The 17040-nt window shown below is 42.5% G+C and carries 10 protein-coding genes; 1 reads left to right on the top strand and 9 read right to left on the bottom strand.

Features of this window, described 5'->3' with window-relative positions; all coding sequences use genetic code 11:
• Positions 1-4: 4 nt before the first annotated feature.
• The 9 genes from L0P88_RS12945 to L0P88_RS24065 form a co-directional block, all read right to left on the bottom strand.
• The gene (locus L0P88_RS12945) at positions 5-3187 is read right to left on the bottom strand and encodes a SusC/RagA family TonB-linked outer membrane protein (protein WP_247130340.1); all 3183 of its coding nucleotides are present in this window, start codon (positions 3185-3187) and stop codon (positions 5-7) included.
• A gap of 631 nt (positions 3188-3818) precedes the next feature.
• On the bottom strand, positions 3819-4742 hold the full coding sequence (locus L0P88_RS12940) for a polysaccharide lyase family 7 protein (RefSeq protein ID WP_247130339.1): 924 nt from the start codon (positions 4740-4742) through the stop codon (positions 3819-3821).
• Between the two features lie 9 nt (positions 4743-4751).
• The gene (locus L0P88_RS12935; RefSeq protein WP_247130338.1) at positions 4752-5663 is read right to left on the bottom strand and encodes a polysaccharide lyase family 7 protein; all 912 of its coding nucleotides are present in this window, start codon (positions 5661-5663) and stop codon (positions 4752-4754) included.
• A gap of 37 nt (positions 5664-5700) precedes the next feature.
• Positions 5701-7230 carry a PKD domain-containing protein gene (locus tag L0P88_RS23975; protein WP_281499681.1) on the bottom strand — a complete coding sequence of 510 codons (1530 nt, stop codon included), beginning with the start codon at positions 7228-7230 and terminating at the stop codon, positions 5701-5703.
• 5 nt (positions 7231-7235) lie between these two features.
• On the bottom strand, positions 7236-8429 hold the full coding sequence (locus tag L0P88_RS12920) for a hypothetical protein (RefSeq protein WP_247130337.1): 1194 nt from the start codon (positions 8427-8429) through the stop codon (positions 7236-7238).
• A gap of 12 nt (positions 8430-8441) precedes the next feature.
• Complete coding sequence (locus L0P88_RS12915; protein ID WP_247130336.1) at positions 8442-10043, bottom strand: RagB/SusD family nutrient uptake outer membrane protein; 1602 nt, start codon at positions 10041-10043, stop codon at positions 8442-8444.
• Positions 10044-10049: 6 nt separating this feature from the next.
• The gene (locus L0P88_RS12910) at positions 10050-13277 is read right to left on the bottom strand and encodes a SusC/RagA family TonB-linked outer membrane protein (RefSeq protein WP_247130335.1); all 3228 of its coding nucleotides are present in this window, start codon (positions 13275-13277) and stop codon (positions 10050-10052) included.
• 423 nt (positions 13278-13700) lie between these two features.
• Entirely contained in the window at positions 13701-14051 is a 351-nt protein-coding gene (locus L0P88_RS12905; RefSeq protein ID WP_247130334.1) for a cupin domain-containing protein, read from the bottom strand.
• Between the two features lie 44 nt (positions 14052-14095).
• Positions 14096-16114: a polysaccharide lyase family 7 protein gene (locus L0P88_RS24065; RefSeq protein WP_313791558.1), complete on the bottom strand. Its 2019-nt coding sequence runs from the start codon at positions 16112-16114 to the stop codon at positions 14096-14098.
• Positions 16115-16310: 196 nt separating this feature from the next.
• On the opposite strand from L0P88_RS24065, the gene L0P88_RS12890 reads away from it, so the two are divergent.
• Complete coding sequence (locus L0P88_RS12890; RefSeq protein WP_247130333.1) at positions 16311-17030, top strand: ribonuclease activity regulator RraA; 720 nt, start codon at positions 16311-16313, stop codon at positions 17028-17030.
• Positions 17031-17040 lie beyond the last annotated feature (10 nt).

Here is a 17040-nt window from a genome sequence, read left to right as displayed (position 1 = left end):
TTTGTTAAAAATTAACATTTAACCCAAGCGTAAAACTTCTCACAATAGGGCTTGCCCCTACTTGCACCCCATAGGTTGTTGGACCGGCGTAGTCATCATTTGTCGTCTCCACTCCTTCTGGATTAAAAGAAGTGTAATCATCGCCCCATAAATACAACAGGTTTGTGGCGGCTACATAAATCCTAGCTGAATTCAACCCTGTTTTGTTCATCCAATCCGAATTAATGGTATATCCCAAAGTCAGGTTTCTCAAGGCTATATAAGATGCGTCTTGAATTACTGCATCGGTTTGGTCTCTATTTCTAACATAGGGCAGTCCGTTATTATCTGCTAGACCATCAGCATCAGCATCAAACTCTTGGCGCAAAGCTCGACCCCATTGGGAACCGTAGTATAAGGGATCAATATTGTACACCTCCCCTCCCTGGGCTCCTTGGAATTGAAAGGACATATCAAAAACTTTATAGCTCATATTGCCATTTAAACCCCAGTAAAAATCCGGTGTGTTTTGCCCTATTTTGACCAAATCCCCACCTTCTTCAACCGTCCTTGTTCTATCGATCACCCCATCACCGTTTTGGTCGACCGCATAGCTCCAGCCACTCTGTTGGTCAGGAAATTCTATCGGATTGGAAAGATATTCCATCTCTACTTCCCCTGTAGTTTCTATTCCCCACATCTCACCAATTTGCCCACCAATGTAATTTCTAAATACGGGGCCTCTCCCGCTTTGCCCATATATTTGCTGAGGTAATTCGTTCAAACCATTTAAATCTGTAATTTCGGTATCAACCGTAGATAGGTTGGCCCCAATATCCAAAGTGAAATCTTGTTTTTGGATTACGCTTGTAGATAGCTCAAATTCCAATCCAGAACTTCTCACATCTCCTGCATTCAACCGAATGGAAGGAGTGCCGAGAACTTCTGAAACACTTTGATTGATCAAGATATCTTCAATATCCGAGGTATAGTAATCCATACTGAATCGAATACGGTTTTTTAGAAACCCTAAATCCACACCATAGTTGGTCTCTGTATTGGTTTGCCACGTTAAGTTCTCGTTGGCCACATTCTCTGGAATTAAAAATCCAAGACCAAAAGCTGTTGGTGCAGGGTTTAAAAGACTCAATGCATCATAGGCCCCCAAGTCAGAGGTAGTCCCTAAAGAGCCGGTACTGAACCTTAGTTTTAATAAACTCAACAGGTCTGATTTGTAAAACGATTCGTTATGCACGTTCCAACCCACGGAAAGTGCTGGGAAAGTTTCAAATTTATTATTGGCCCCGAAACGGGAATCGCCATCCCTTCGCAACGATGCCGAAAACAAATAGCGATTGTCATAGGTATAGTTAACCCTTCCGAAGACACTTCTTCTTGAAATGGTCTCGTCTACCTCCTCAGTCTGAATATCGGCTTGGTTTTCAAAAATATTATAGTTAATAATATCACTAAACGGTACATTGGTAGCTTCTATTACCGTTGCTCTTGTGTAAAGGTTTTGGAATTCAATTCCTGCCACCGCAGATATATCATGTTTCCCTATTGTTTTTGCAAAATTCAGGGTCGTTTCACTTAATATGGAAGATCTTTTTGTATCGCTTTGATCTAAGGCGGTCTCTGTTGAACGGGCCCTGGAATCAAATTCCAGTCCTCTCCAGAAATAATTCTGGGTATCCCTCATATCAGCACCGAAAACAGTTTTAATGTTAAGGCCATCAAAAATGCTGTATTGCAAATATGAAGAGAGGTTTCCAAAATAGGTTTTTTGATATCGATCCGTATTGTCAAGTTTTGTTGCAGGACCGGCATCGCCAGACCCTCCAATACCGTTACCAACTCTTCCGTAATGCCAGTCTTGGGCCGTCATCCCTGGTTCCAATGTAAAGATACTATTGTTGAAGGGTGCATCTTCACCAGCCCTATACCCATTGTCAAATGGGGCCAATCCCAATGCCACTGCTTGAGCATTCAGTTCCTGTACGAATGCAATGGATGCTTCTGTATGGTAGATAGGGTGTACACTATACGCTCTTAAGAGATCCCGCATGTCATGCCCTACGATATCCCTATTGGACACAAACCCATTGAAACTTATTCCTGTTTTGAACTTGTCCCCCAGTTTTGCATCAATATTCAAACGTGCATTTGCCCTTTCAAAACCTTGGGTAATTGCAACCCCTTCCGTATTTAAATAACCCACAGAGGCAAAATAATTCACGTCCTCGGTGCCACCACTCATACTAAAATCATGGTTCATACTATAGCCATTTCGGAAAAACCAATCCTCAACCCCTACAACATCAGGTGAATTTGCAAACCCATTAAGTCTATATTCCACAATTGCAGGATCCAAATCCGACACATTAAATGTACCATCTGCAATATTTGCTCGTGCAATTTCCGCATAATCACCAGCGGTCGTCCTTATATTGTCCCTGAGGTATCTACTGGAAGTGCTGAAGTAAGTATTGTAACTAAAACTGGCTTTACCTTGTCTTCCTTTTTTAGTCGTCACCAAAATAACCCCATTTGCCCCCCTGGATCCATAAATAGCGGCCGAGGCAGCATCCTTTAATACCTCCAAACTTTCGATATCATTGGGGTTGACCGTTGCCAAACTTCCTGAAATGGGATATCCATCCACAACAATCAGGGGATCTGCATTGCCATTAACCGACGATGCCGCCCTGATTTGGATCTTGGGATCGGCACCTGGTGCCCCATCTTGATTTTGGATTAATACCCCGGACAACTTACCGCCCAATGCCTCATCCACACGGCTCGCCTGGATTGCTGCAATTTCACCACCTTCTACTTTGGCAACAGCACCCGTTAAAGAGGATTTTTTTAGGGTACCATAACCAATGACCACTACCTCGTCCAATTTTTGCGAATCTTCTTGCAGCACAATGTCCAAGGTTTGTTGATCTGTGATTTCCACGGTTTGTGTAGTATAGCCTATATATGAAAAGCGCAGGGCTTCTCCAGAAGCTACTTCAACCGTATAATTTCCATCAAAGTCGGTCTGAACACCGCGAGTGGTGTTCACCACAATAACATTGACCCCTGGGACAGGGGTGTTGTTTACGTCCGTTACCGTTCCCGAAACGGTAAAGGTTTGTTGTGCAAATAGCTGGATAGTACTAAGTACCAATCCAACTAAAAAAAGTTTAGTTCTTAAGCTCATTTGTTAAATAGTTAATTTACATCTTGAGTTAATTCCAATTCCCTAAGGGAACCGACGAATCATCCTAATTGCAACAAATAGCCTTTATAGTATCTGGAAGAATTTGATTATTTTTGAGTTCTTCAAATGTACATACCATATGTGTATTTGTTGATTTTACTTCCCTCCGAAAGAAGTAACGTATCAAAAGGACAGGCGTGCACCTGTCCTTTTTTTATGGTCAACTAAAACGTCATTCGCAATGGGTTTTATTGATTTCGGTTTGCTCAACCAAACTGGTTAACCAATTTGGTTTACCAAATATATGTTATACTCGCGTTAAAAAAAAATGATTTTGTCATTTAAATGTTAAAATTTTGGGTGTTCCCTTCCTTTGTTTAGGAAAGTTTTAAGAGCTCTAAACAGAATGTTGTTACCCTATATCGCAATGGCATAAAATCCTTGGAGTTGGACTAAAAACAGCCATTGAGCATGTCCTTTAACTACAGGGTCACTACCGTTAACATAAGATTCAAAAGAAATAAAACATCATCAATGGTATGGAGATAATTCTGCTAAGCGATTCGGTAATCAATAATGCCTTCCCTTGTGGAAAACGCTTCTTTATTGGCCCTTGATATTCTTGTCCGTTTCAATGGGAAACCTCAAGTTCATAAAATTTGACCGTTGCATAGGCTCCTGCATCACTGGTTTGCAAATAATTCCCCGCTTTAAAGTAGTTTTCAAAAATGCCCCACTTCTTTATATTGTCATCCTCATAGACCACTGCTTCAGAATCATTCAATATCACCTCCATTCTACCGTCAGAAACCAGCACTTCCAATGAAAATGGATTAAAACCCACTTCTTCATTGAAATTAAAGCCATCATCATCTGTCCATGCATCCGTATACAATACTTCCGTATCCGAAACATTGGGATTTTTAAGAACCTTGGCCTTTACCCTAACCTTCCCATCCTGCCAGTATATTTTGAGCATGGGTGGGGCATTGTTGTCCTTCTGCCCGATCAGATCCCGTTGGGCGTTGGTCAAACGTCCATGAATCTGCATAATAATGGTCCTATGGTAGTCATTATCCAAATCCTGTGAAATGGCCTCCATTTCCAATCTTCCTTTAAGTCTACCGCCTTGGGAAAAGGTCCAATTGACCGAGTTGCTGCCCGGTTCCATCTGTTCCCTAAGTTCCGTTCTGGACCTGGAGGAGTTTGGGGTGGTGGCTCCTGGATAGGTATGGAACACCAACGCCCCCGCTATGGAATCATTGTACATGAACGGTTTCAAGGTTTCGTTTGTGGCGTACGCCAATATTTCTGGTGGTTCCACCTCAATGGGTCTACCATCCCTTCCTATGGGAAGTGTCACCTTCCAATGGTTTAAATCGATTTCCGGCAGTACGTATGTAGGTTCGCTGGTCTCCTCCTCAGTACCGGTGGGTGTCCCTTCTTCAGCACCTATTTCTTCATGGATTTCCTCGTGAACCTCTTCTTGGGAATCACAACTTTGACAAGAGGCCAAAGTGACCAGCAAGCCCATAAACCAAAAAATGGATTTCATAGCATACGGTTAATGTTCAACATCCAGTTCATAAATCCTTACTTTGGCAAAAGCACCTTCGTCCCTAGTCTGAAGATAATTGCCGGCCTTAAAGTAATTCTCAAAAATGCCCCACTTTCTTATACTGATGTCATCATAAACAAAAAACTCATTTTTATTTAAAGAGACCACCATTTTGCCGTCCGTAACGTTTACCCCTATCAGAAACTTTCTAAAACCAACTTCCTCCTCAAAGGTTCTCCCCTCATCATCCACCCAAGCTTCTTTGTGCAATATTCCGACTTGGTCGACACCTGCATATTTTAGCACTTTGGTCTTCACGCGTATCTTACCCTCCTGCCAATAAATCTTAAGGATGGGTGGCGCATTATTGTCTTTTTGTCCGATCAACTCCCGTTGTTCGTTAGTAAGCCTTCCATGGATTTGGGCAATGATCACTTTATGATATTTTCCATCTTTCCCTTTGGAAACCTCCCCCATGGCCATCTTGGCTTTTAAATGGCCTCCCTGGGCAAATGTCCAGTTTGTGTTGTTGTCACCGGAAACCATTTGTTCCCTAAGTTCCGATCTCGAATACTTTGTATTCGCGGTTGTTGAATTTGACGGATATGCATGAAAAACAAGGGCTCCCGCCACAGAATCATTATACATATAGGGCTTAAGGGCCTCATTGGTGGCATAGTCCAATATAGCGGGTGGTTGAACGGTTAAGGCCTTCCCTTTTCCATTACCTTCCGGAATGGTGACGCTCCAATGCCTTAAATCAACTTTTGGCAGGCGATACTTCTTTTTTTTCTTCTTACGCTTCTCAACTTTTATATCCGATTCTGCAACGCTATTTGCCTTTTCCTGACAAATAGCGTTAACAGATAGAAATGTGATTAGTATAAAACTTACCGTTTCTTTTCGGAGGTGTCTCATTTGCCTTATCATTTATCTTTCCGATTCCATTCCAGACTTAAAATCCCGGGGTATTAATAACGACATCCGTTAAGAATACCTCATTGTCTCCAGCAACCGTAGTGGTTGGAACAAAATAGAAGATGACAAATTTCTGGTCCGTTGATGTCAAAATATCATCTGCATTCTCATCTACCCTACTTTGGGGAAAGCTAAATGTGGCATCCGCCGTAAAGCTAAAGGTAACTTGTTGCCAACCATCCACAGCATCTGAAATTACGGGTTGGGTAACGAGTGCCAACGAAGCCAGTTCCGTATCGGCAGCCGGTTGATCGGATAAAATGTAGAATGTTCCTTCCAAATCACCTACGGGCGTACTTTCCGTTCTTATAAAGGCAGAGATCGAATATTCCACTCCCGTTTCCACCTCAAAGGGTTGATAGGCCCTTTCCCCAGGGCTATCAAACTTGAGCGATCTATCGGAAGTACCTCCTGCCGATGTTGCATCCGTACTAGATGAACTTGCTTTGTCCGTTGTTCCTCCTGTGTTGGCAATATCAGAAACCCAAGCTTCTAAATCATCATTTCTCCAGAAGTTAAAAGGAGTGTCCGTCCCATCGTTAAAGGTATCGTCCGGATCTACGGTCCAGGCATCAACAAGATCATTGTTGTTGTTTTGCGAAGTAGGATAGGTCTGGAAATCCGCATTTTGGATAACCGCGGCAAACGTAGCTTCAATTCCTCCCACGGCAACAGCCTGGGTAATGCTTTTTGAAACACCGGCTTCATTGGTGGTGGTCAAAGTAACATCATAGGTGCCATCAGCAGCATAGGTATGGGTTGGGTTAACCTCTGTGGACGTATTGCCATCCCCAAAATCCCAGCTGTGCGATACGGCCAAAAGTGAACTGTCCGTAAACTCAGCGGTCAAAGATGAAGTAGTGAACGTAAAATTAGGCACTGTGGACAATACCAGACCTTGGATAATTTTACTTGTGGCTACCTCAACACCCAAAAAGTTGGTTGCCGTAAGCGTTACTTCAAAAATATCGGCAGAGGAATAAATATAGGTTGGACTAAAATTGGGATCTTCCTCGGTATCCTCTTCAGAACTCCACTCCACAGTTTGTCCATCCCCAAAATCCCACACCAATTCAAGGGCCCCGGTAGTCAGGTTTTCAAAAGTCACCTCGGAATCCACCGTACTAAAATCAAAGTTGACAAACATGGGGGATACTTCGGTGGAATCAACTGCCGTTAGACCATCCGAACTGGTCGTTGTTAATTTCACCTTGTATAGACCGCCGATGGCATAAGTATAGTTTGGGTTTGCTTCCGTTGATGTCCCACCATCACCAAAATCCCAAAAATAAGAAACTGCATCCGTGGAATAACTCCTAAACACTACGGACAGGTTATCATCTGCGTTGGTACTTGTAGTGAACAGTGTATTGGGCTGTATGTTGTTGATATTACCTGTTGGCGGTACAAATTCCTCGAATGTTGAATCGTAACAGGACAAAAAGCTTACCAATACAAATGATAGTGCCAAAGCACTACTAACGGAATATTTAATTTTCTTACACATGATCCTCATTGTTTAACTGTTATGGCGAATGAATCCAGTCTACTTTCAACACCGGTATTTGTTACGTAAATGATTACACTCTCATTTTCGCCTGATTGGAATGTAATGGCATGTTGCTTAAAAACATCGCTCACTCGACCAACATTGCTATCCGTTCTTGATGCAACGATATTTTCATCCAGTAGCGATTCTGTGTAACCAGCAGTATCAGGATTTAATATGGATACCGTAATATCACCAAAGCTACTGTCATCGAACTCACTAAAATAGGTCAGCACATATTCTGCACCCGGAGTTACCTCTATTTCTTGATAGGCCACCCTGGCTCCATCGGCAGGAAATTTGGCCGCTTGAAAACCGTCGGGCAACCTCCCTTCCACAGACGTTGAATTGATCTGTATCACCGTAGTGCCACCACCAAGGGGACTCCAATCGGTATTATTTGGGGCCCTCCAGGAATCCCGACCATCTCCCGTACCATCAAACAAACTATTGTCCTCAAAACTGGGTTCCCCTATTTCCGGGACCGGTATGGTTGGAACGGCTTGATTAATGGTAACCGTCCGTAGTGTGGTTTCCGATTTGCCAAGGTTATCGGTCACCATTAGACTCACATTGTAATCCCCGGGACCTGGAAATGAAAAAATAAGCTCCCTATCCTCCAAGGTTGCCGCGGGCAAAGCCGCAATTTGGCTCTCAAAATCTGCTACGTTTTGTCGAGTCTCCTCTGAAATGGCAGCTTCGGCGCTCGCCAATTGCCCTTCCAAGGCAGCAATTTCCGCTTCCAGTACGGCCACTCTATCCATATCCGATTCACAGGGAATCCTGAATTCGAGTTTTGCTATTTCCTCTTCCAGGGCAACCACTGTGGCCAGTTCGGCCTCAATCAATTGCCTAAGAATAGGTAAATCCTTATGTATCAAGGTGATTCCTTCTCCAGGTTCAACGGACCATAGGTATTGCGTTCCATTTACGGCAAGATTGGAGCCGGCTTGAAAATTAACCTCATAATTTGCTGATAATTCAATGTCGTTGCAATCGAATTCCGAAGTGGAAATGTCGGTAAAACTATAGAAAGGGGTAGGGCCCGTAAAATCTTCCAGGTCCCCAACATCCGCTAAATCATCACTAACGCAGGAGGCCAAGGAAACCAATATTCCCAGAACACCCCATCTCAGGTTTAAAAAAACATTTTTCATAGTAATTGAATTTTAATATCCGGGATTTTGTTCGTAAAAATTGGGCAGATTGTCTATCTCGCGCTGTGGAAAGGGGAGGTATTTCCTTTCACTGGTGTAGAACAGATTGTTTTCATCTGAAAATCGCTGTAAAATGTTATCTGCTTCACCAAAACGTATCAAATCATATAACCGCTGATTTTCATAAACGAACTCCACCCTCCGTTCCTCCAGTAAAGCGTCTTTGGTTAAGTTGACCACCTCTTCCAGACCTGCCCTAGCCCTAACCTGGTTGAATGCACCAACAGCCCTGGTATCTGTAGTACTTTCACCACCGGCCAAAATGGCCTCGGCATAGAGCAACAGGACATCTGCATACCTCAAAACGATCCAGTCGTTATCCCCAATTTCACCATCCGTTGGAAATTTATCATTAAACGTATCGTTGGTAATAACATCCGGATTATAGGACAACACTTGAATACTCGCGGGGAATCTCACCGGTTGAAGTTCCGGTGTCATCACTTCCAAAAAGTCCAACGTTGCGATATTGACGCCATTGGAAGGTCCTTGTAAGGTCATGGCAAAACTATGGGATTCCGAATCTGTTTGAACCTGATCGTCCAAGCCACTGTCACTGGTCACATAGTTATCGCTACTAAAAAGGTCGTAGGCGATTGAGAATATGATCTCGTCATTGATTTCCAATCCCGGATTGTTGGACCAACTTCCATCGAGGACTATCTCAGATTCCGAGAAACCGCCGGAAAACTCATTTCCAAATACATTCCCGTACAGTATCGCCAAATTGGCATGGTATTCGGCATCCGTTAAGATATCGATGGAAGGATCCAAGGGGTCTGCATTGAAAACAAAATTCTCGGCATCTTCCCTTTCAACAAACAACAGATCATAATTGAAAAAGTCATTGTTTTCTACCACAGAGGCCAATAGTAACTCGGCTTCAACATAATCAGGATTTGGCTGACTGAGATACGCTTTTGCCGCCAAACAAATGGCCGCACCCTCCGTAGGTCGATACCTATTTTGTTCAACACCATTGAGGAAGGCAATTGAGGTTTTAAAATCATCGATAATTCTCTCATAAACTTCGGCTTCGGGCAATTGGGGATACTCCAACGCTTCTTCTTCATTTACGTCCAACACTTTATCCACGTAAGGAACATTTTGATAGGCCCTGACCAGATTAAAATGGCACAAAGCCCTCATAAAATAGGCTTCCCCAACGGTGAACTGTTGGGTCTCCGGAGCTAAAAACCGATTATCGATAACTGTATTCGCATGTTTTATGGTGGCCATATTATTGGAATAGTAGGTGGCCACATCCCCATTATTGACATCAACGTTATATGACGCTATTAAAGGGAAATTTCCATTTTCCGTATTGGCCCTAACGTTATCCGAACGAAGTTCAGTCAATAAAAACTCATTTGCCGGAATCTTTTGGTAAGCGTCCAAAACTCCATTGGCCAACAATAGAAAGCCATCGTCGGTTTGAAGCAACTCTTCCAATGAGAGTGCTGTGGGGTTGCTCAGGTCAAGTTCCTCTTCACAGCTCGCCAAAAAACCGATCAAGGAAAAACAAATTAGTATTCTTATATATATTCTTTTCATAACTGATTAAAATTGAAAGTTAATCCCAAATGATACCGATCTCACTATTGGCCCATCACCTCTTTGATAGCCAAAGGTCAATGGGGTGTTTGCATTATTTGAGGTTTGTCCTACCGCTTCAGGATTGAAGCCTTCATAACCTTCGGCAAAGAAGTACAATAGGTTTTCTCCCGTTAGATAAAAGCGTAATCTATCAAACCCGTATTTTTCGCCCAGTTCACTGGGCACGGTATATCCCAACGTGCAGTTCCTCAAGGCAATAAACGATGCGTCTTGAATGTGATCGTCCGTAAACCTCCGGTGTACCGTTAAATCAGCATCAGGAAAACTGGCCACTTCATTTACGGCCGATTCACTGGCATAGTACAACTGATCCAAATCGGCAACCCTGACCTCAGCCCCGTGGGATCCTTGCCATTGGAATGAAAAGTCAATATTCTTATAAGTGAATTCAGAATTAAAACCCCATTCAAAATCAGGATATGGATTCCCCAACTCGGTTCTATCCTCATCATCTATGATCCCATCATTGTTCAAATCCTTCACATATACATCAGCAAAATCATTGTTGAACCGGTTAAATGGATTATCTACCCATTCCAATGGGATCTCCCTATCATAGACAAAGCCATAAAAAGAAGTTATCGGTTGCCCCACGCGGGCAATGAATTCCGTTGGCCGGGTATCTTGATCGATCCTTGAGATGATCTGCTCATTGTTCCCCAGACTTTCTACCGTATTTCTGTTCAAGGAAAATTGACCTGCAACATTCCATCTGAATTTTGGAGTACTCAACAGCCGGGAACTTGCCACAATTTCAACACCTTCGTTCTTGACTTTTCCAATGTTCTGTAACCATGCATCCGCACCATAGGTCGCGGATACCGGAGCAAAAAGAATTAAGTCTTCACTTGTTCTGGTATAGTAGTCCGCCGTTATACTTAAAACACCCCTTCCAAACGTAATATCAATACCTGGGTTAAATTCTATCAACTTTTCCCAACCTAAATTTGAATTGGGCAAGGTTGTTCCTTTTACCCCTACACCATTATTATAGCCAACGGTACTGAATGTCTCTTCAAAACGATATAACGAATCAAAGACATTATTGGATATTTCGTTCAAGCCCGAAACACCGTAACTGGCCCTTAACTTTAGGAACGTAATGAAATCACTGGAGGCCAGGAAGTCTTCACTTGACACATTCCAACCAAAAGAAGCCGCTGGGAAGAAACCAAATCTGGTATCGGGTCCGAATCTCGTACTACCATCGGCACGGGCAGAGACCTGAAACAGGTATTTACCATCGTAATCATAGTCCAGTCGACCAAAATAGGAGACCAGTTTGTCCTGTCCATTAAGGGTAGCGGTGGTTCCATTGTCGGCAAGCGCAATGTTAACATTAAAGTCATTGGTGAAACCTACTGCCTCAGAATCCTGTCTGAAAAAATCCCTCACGGTATATTCAAAACCGACCACTGGATTGAAGTTGTGTTTCCCAACACTTTTTCTGTATCGCAATAGCGATTCAAACGCATATTGATAGACCTCGTCTTTTCTCACAAATCGAAACGATTCCTGATCTCTATTTTCCTGGCCCAACACATTGTCTTGTCGATTGGTTCGGGTGTGCCTAAAAATACCTGAAATTGCTTGTCTAAAATTGAGTCCATCCGCCAACTCAAAATCAATATAGGCCGCTCCATTAAAGTTAAACTGGTTTTTTGTGCTCGATCGCTCAAAAAAATGGGCCAGAGGATGTACGTTTCTTGTGGTGGACAAAGTCAATCCCCCAGAGGTCAAATCACTGACCAATGGCAATCCTGTACTTGGATCCCTTGCAATTGCCCTTGGATTGTTGGGATCAACGGTAAACACATGGTCAAACGCCCTGGAAAAACCATAACTGCCTACCCCAAGGTTTTCAAATTGTGCTCCTGCATCCGTAGAAACACCAATATCCCTGGAAAAGTTGGTCACGTAGTTTAGATGATCTTCATTCAGAAATAGGGGCAAATGTCCATACTGTCTTAAAGGATCGGTAAATCGGGCCGGCAATCGTTCTTGATCATTAAAGTTTGCCCGTAAATTGGTGCCAAACTTGATTTTACCGTTTTTTGTTTTACTATCTACCTTTATTCTGGCATTGTATCGTTTAAAGTCATCAATCAGATTAATGCCCTCATCATGCAGATACGTCAAGGAAGCGTTGTATTTTGTTAATTCCGTTCCCCCTCTGGCTGAAAAAGAATGACTGGTTATGGTACCGCCGGGGAAAATTTCATCTTGCCAATTTTGCTCACCATCGCCCAATGAAGCGATAAACTCCATGGCTTCGAGCTCGGCATAAGCAACGTTGTAATCGTTTGTAATTCTATCGAAGTTTGGACTATTGGGAGAAATGGCATCGACCTCACCTTGCAGACCGTCCAGTCTTGCTCGCTCATCTGCAATTGTCGTATTGAAATTGTTGTTTCTTCTGGAGTATTTGATTCCTGTGAACGTATTGTAAGAAAATGATGTTTTGCCTGCAATCCCTTCTTTGAGTGTGACCAATATGACCCCATTTGCACCCCGAGAACCATATATTGCGACGGAAGAAGCATCTTTTAAAACACTTAATGAAGCAATATTGTTGTTATCTATGGTACCCAAAATATCCGGGTCATTCCCCAAAACGATACCATCCACCACAATGAGGGGAGAGGAAAATCCTGTAATGGACCCTGGACCCCTTAAGGTAATTTGAGGGTCACCCCCTGCTTCCGAAGCCGTTGTTTGAATTCGAAGCCCTGCAACTTTACCTTGCAATGCATTTTCAACACGGGCCACAGCAAAATTTTCAAGTTCCTCACCTCCAATCTTTGTTAGGGCGCTCGTAACATTTTTTTGCTTTTGCTCACCGTAACCAATGACCACAACCTCGTCCAATTTATTCAAATCTTCTTCAAGAATAATATTGATTGTTGTTTGGCCGGTCATGACAACGGTCTGCGCTGCAAAACCGATATAGGAGAACTGTACCACCTCTCCTTCGGATACGGTAAGGGAAAAATTTCCATCAAAATCGGTTTGTGTACCTCGGGTAGTGTTCAAAATGACAATGTTAACCCCAGGAATGGGCGCGCTGTTTACATCAGTCACCGTTCCCGAAACGGTAAAAGTTTGTTGCGCAAATAGTTGGATAGTACCAAGTACCAATCCAACTAAAAAAAATTTAGTTCTTAAGCTCATTTGTTAAATAGTTAATTTACGTCTCGAGTTAATTCCAATTCCGCATAAGGGAACTGACGAATCATTCCGTTTGCAACAAATAGCCTTTATAATATCTGGAAGAATTTGATTATTTTTGGGTTCTTCAAATGTGCATACTATATGTGTATTTGTTGATTTTACTTCCCTCCGAAAGAAGTAATTTGATAAAAGGATAGGCGTGCACCTATCCTTTTTTTTTTCTGTTAGAAAAGCATTCTTAAAATTGTTTAGTTTGTTATTGGTTTGCAAAACCAAATTGGTTAACCAATTTGGTTTACCAAATATATGTTATGCTAGCGTTAAAAAAAAATGATTTTGTCATTTAAATGTTAAAATTTTGGGTATTCTGCCCTTTGTTTAACGAAGTTTTAAGGGCTCTAAACAGAACGCTATGGTCCAGTGCTACGATTGCATGAAATCTTCCCGGATCGGACTAAAAACATCTATTAAAACCCCGGGCTTTTTACAAATTGCACCATGAAGGATGTGCGGTGGAATATAAAATGCATCCCCACCCTTCATCATTTTGGTTTCGTCCCCAATGGTAAGTTCAAATTCCCCACTTTCCACGTAAGTAACCTGGGAATGGTAATGCTCGTGCATTGGGCCAACCCCGCCTTCATCAAAATGTACTTTGACCAACATTATCTTATCGTCATAGCCCATTATTTTTCTTTTGACACCTTCTCCGATAACTTCCCACTCAATGTCATCCCCCATTAAAAATTCTTTGCTTGATCCAAATGTTTTCATATCCTATTGTTCTTAGTAGTTACAAAATATATCTCTTAATTACTTTATTTGATTGACTTGGGTGGCGTACCAGGGCCCACTGTTCCTGCTCTAAACCACACTTCCGTGTAACAGCCATTTTCATATTGTTTGGCGATATCACCGTTATAGGTATCTGCCCCGGTGCACCAAACCATATTGATTTCAGGATTCTTTCCGTTGGTTTGATTGTAGGCTCCCTGCTTGAAATAATTTAATTCCCCCGCATAGGCCTTGGCCCGTTCCGTACCGTCTTGCCCTATGGGCACAAATAACCGCTTCACCTGTGATGGCAAGTCCGTCTTTTTCGTGTATTCGGATGAGATGAGGTTTTTGGTAAATGTCTTGGTTTCGTGATTGTCATTTTTGAAGGTGAGATACATAATCCCCTGATAAACATTTACTTCGTAGCTGAATTCCTCTCCTAGTTCTATTCCATCCACCGGCTCTGCAGGATACTCATTTTTGCCGGTTCCGGTGATGGACATATCATGTCCCCATACAGCAGTTGAATAATCCCATCTTCCAGAGTTATCATCGCCTTCGGTATTGATTTCATAATTCCAAAATACAGAGCCTTTTGTATGGCCAGGGAACTTCTTATAAAATATTTTTAGCGGTTCATTTTCATGACCTTCACCACTATGGATCTGCCCAACCACGGTCGAATAAGAAGCGGCAACCCTGGCATCACCGGAGATGGAGACTTGCATAACTTTACAGGTTCCCGTTAGTTTACCCCCTTGCTCGGGCGTCCATTCCCTTTTTTCCTGTAGCTCTGTTCTGGTATTGCTGGAGTTTTTTGAGGTCACTCCAGAATTTGGTGTTTTGTATACAACCCAACGTCTGGTACCGTCAATTACCGTATAAAAAAAGTCTTTATGTTCGAACTTGGTAAGGTCATCCACATTGGTTCCGTCCCCCATTAATATTTTAAACTTATCCATAAAAGGAATGACCTCATGGGGGTAAACCGTTTTCCCACTTAAACCATCATTTGCCTCGAAATACCCTGCATTCGAAATGGCATCATCACTGACCGCAATACTTGCCGTTTTAAACCAAACTTCGGCATAATTGCCATCCGCATATTGTTGTTGAATATCACCGCCATGGGTTTCAGCACCGGAACACCAGACTTTATTTACCTTAGGGTCCTTTCCGTTTGTTTGGTTATACGACCCCAATTTAAAAAAGAGTCCTTCGGGTGCATACGCATTTTCACGTTCCAGGCCATCTTGACCCATGGGTACAAATAATCCCTTGACTTGTTCTGGTATGCTTGACTGTTCCACATATTCGGAAGAAACAAGGTTTTTAGTAAATGTTTTGGTTTCATGCCCTTCACTGGTAAATGTGAGATACATAATTCCTTCTTTGACTTCCACTTCATAACTGAACTCTTCCCCCAAAGCAATTCCATCTTTCGGTTCTGGTGGATACGTGTTTTCATCTGTTCCGACAACCGAAAAGTCATAGCCCCAAATGGGATAGGAATAATCCCATCTACGTGAATTGTCATCACCTGCGGTATTGATTTCATAATTCCAAAAGACCGATCCTTTTTCATGGCCCGGAAACTTCTTATAAAATACTTTTAATGGTTCATTTTCATGTCCATCGGCACTATGAATTTGACCCACAACCACAGCGTAAGTGGCCGCAACTCGGGCATCGCCCGTGTTTGCAACATTCATCACTTTAAGTGTAGCATTCATTTTAGCTTCACTCATTGGCGACCACTTTTTCAATTGTGCCAATTCAGTTCTTGTATTATTTGAAGTGCCATGGGTATTCCCTGCATTAGGTGTCTTAAATACTACCCAATTGCTGTTCCCATCCTTGGCGGTATAAAAGAAATCCTTGTTCTCATAGTCTGTTGCCTGACCTACATTGGAACCATCCCCTAAAATCAAATTCCAATGTTGGAAAAATGGTATGATATCATTGGCATTGTTTACTACAGCCGTTGTTTCGGCACTGTTTACGCCATTCTTGTTTTTGCTTTCAGCACAGCCATTCAACAAAAAAAATGTACTTATCATTACTATGCAATGGACGAAAATTGATTTGCCCTTCCATTTTAGAATTGGTGAATGAAGGCCATATGGTTGTGAAGAGAAAAAATTGTTCATTTAAATTGGTTTACCAGATTGGTTTACCAAATATATGTATATTTGTATACTTGGCAAAAATTTAACACCAAAATTACCTGCATTCCATTTTACAAGTTCAAAATACATGGCAAACACCTTATCCACTCCAGAAAAGTTTAAGCACATCAGCACAGCCACAATCGCCACCTGTCTTTTTAAAAAAGGGTTACGCAATCAATGCATGCAAAATGTGCGTCCATTGACATCAAAAAAAATGGTTGGGGAGGCTTTTACCTTACGGTACATTCCTGCCAGGGAAGACCTTAATCCCATTGCGGTATTTAAAGATCCCGAACACCCACAGCGGGTGGCCATTGAGCAATGCCCCAAAAATGGGGTACTGGTCATCGATAGTAGAAAAGACGCCCGAGCAGCTTCGGCAGGGTCCATTCTTATTACCAGACTGATGAAAAGGGGGGCAGCTGGTGTAGTAACCGATGGTGGATTTCGGGACTCCGGGGAAATCGCAGCGCTTGACTTCCCTTCCTTCCACCAAAGGCCGTCCGCTCCAACAAACCTGACACTGCACCAGGCCATTGCGATCAATGAACCCATAGGCTGTGGTGATGTGGCCGTTTTTCCCGGGGATTACATTGTTGGTGATGCGGATGGTGTAGTGGTGATTCCGGCATCTATTGCAGATGAGGTTGCGGACGAATGCCTTCAAATGACCTTGTTTGAAGAATTTGTACTGGAAAAAATCAATGAAGGACAATCAATCCTTGGTCTCTATCCACCCACCGATCCACAAATTTTAAAGGAATTCGAGGCATGGGAAAAGAACAATACAACGAAAGTCCCCTAAATTTTATGAA

The organism is Muricauda sp. SCSIO 64092 (assembly GCF_023016285.1).
In the GTDB taxonomy this organism is placed as follows: domain Bacteria; phylum Bacteroidota; class Bacteroidia; order Flavobacteriales; family Flavobacteriaceae; genus Croceivirga.
The sequence above is the reverse complement of the archived record's forward strand: the minus strand, read 5'-3'. Positions and strand labels throughout refer to the sequence as shown.

What these genes read in the sequence shown, in the direction of transcription:
- L0P88_RS12920 (WP_247130337.1), bottom strand. Translation starts at nt 8,429, where the DNA reads ATGAAAAATGTTTTTTTAAACCTGAGATGGGGTGTTCTGGGAATATTG.
- L0P88_RS24065 (WP_313791558.1), bottom strand. Translation starts at nt 16,114, where the DNA reads ATGATAAGTACATTTTTTTTGTTGAATGGCTGTGCTGAAAGCAAAAAC.
- L0P88_RS12905 (WP_247130334.1), bottom strand. Translation starts at nt 14,051, where the DNA reads ATGAAAACATTTGGATCAAGCAAAGAATTTTTAATGGGGGATGACATT.
- L0P88_RS12890 (WP_247130333.1), top strand. Translation starts at nt 16,311, where the DNA reads ATGGCAAACACCTTATCCACTCCAGAAAAGTTTAAGCACATCAGCACA.
- L0P88_RS12910 (WP_247130335.1), bottom strand. Translation starts at nt 13,277, where the DNA reads ATGAGCTTAAGAACTAAATTTTTTTTAGTTGGATTGGTACTTGGTACT.
- L0P88_RS23975 (WP_281499681.1), bottom strand. Translation starts at nt 7,230, where the DNA reads ATGTGTAAGAAAATTAAATATTCCGTTAGTAGTGCTTTGGCACTATCA.
- L0P88_RS12935 (WP_247130338.1), bottom strand. Translation starts at nt 5,663, where the DNA reads ATGAGACACCTCCGAAAAGAAACGGTAAGTTTTATACTAATCACATTT.
- L0P88_RS12940 (WP_247130339.1), bottom strand. Translation starts at nt 4,742, where the DNA reads ATGAAATCCATTTTTTGGTTTATGGGCTTGCTGGTCACTTTGGCCTCT.
- L0P88_RS12915 (WP_247130336.1), bottom strand. Translation starts at nt 10,043, where the DNA reads ATGAAAAGAATATATATAAGAATACTAATTTGTTTTTCCTTGATCGGT.
- L0P88_RS12945 (WP_247130340.1), bottom strand. Translation starts at nt 3,187, where the DNA reads ATGAGCTTAAGAACTAAACTTTTTTTAGTTGGATTGGTACTTAGTACT.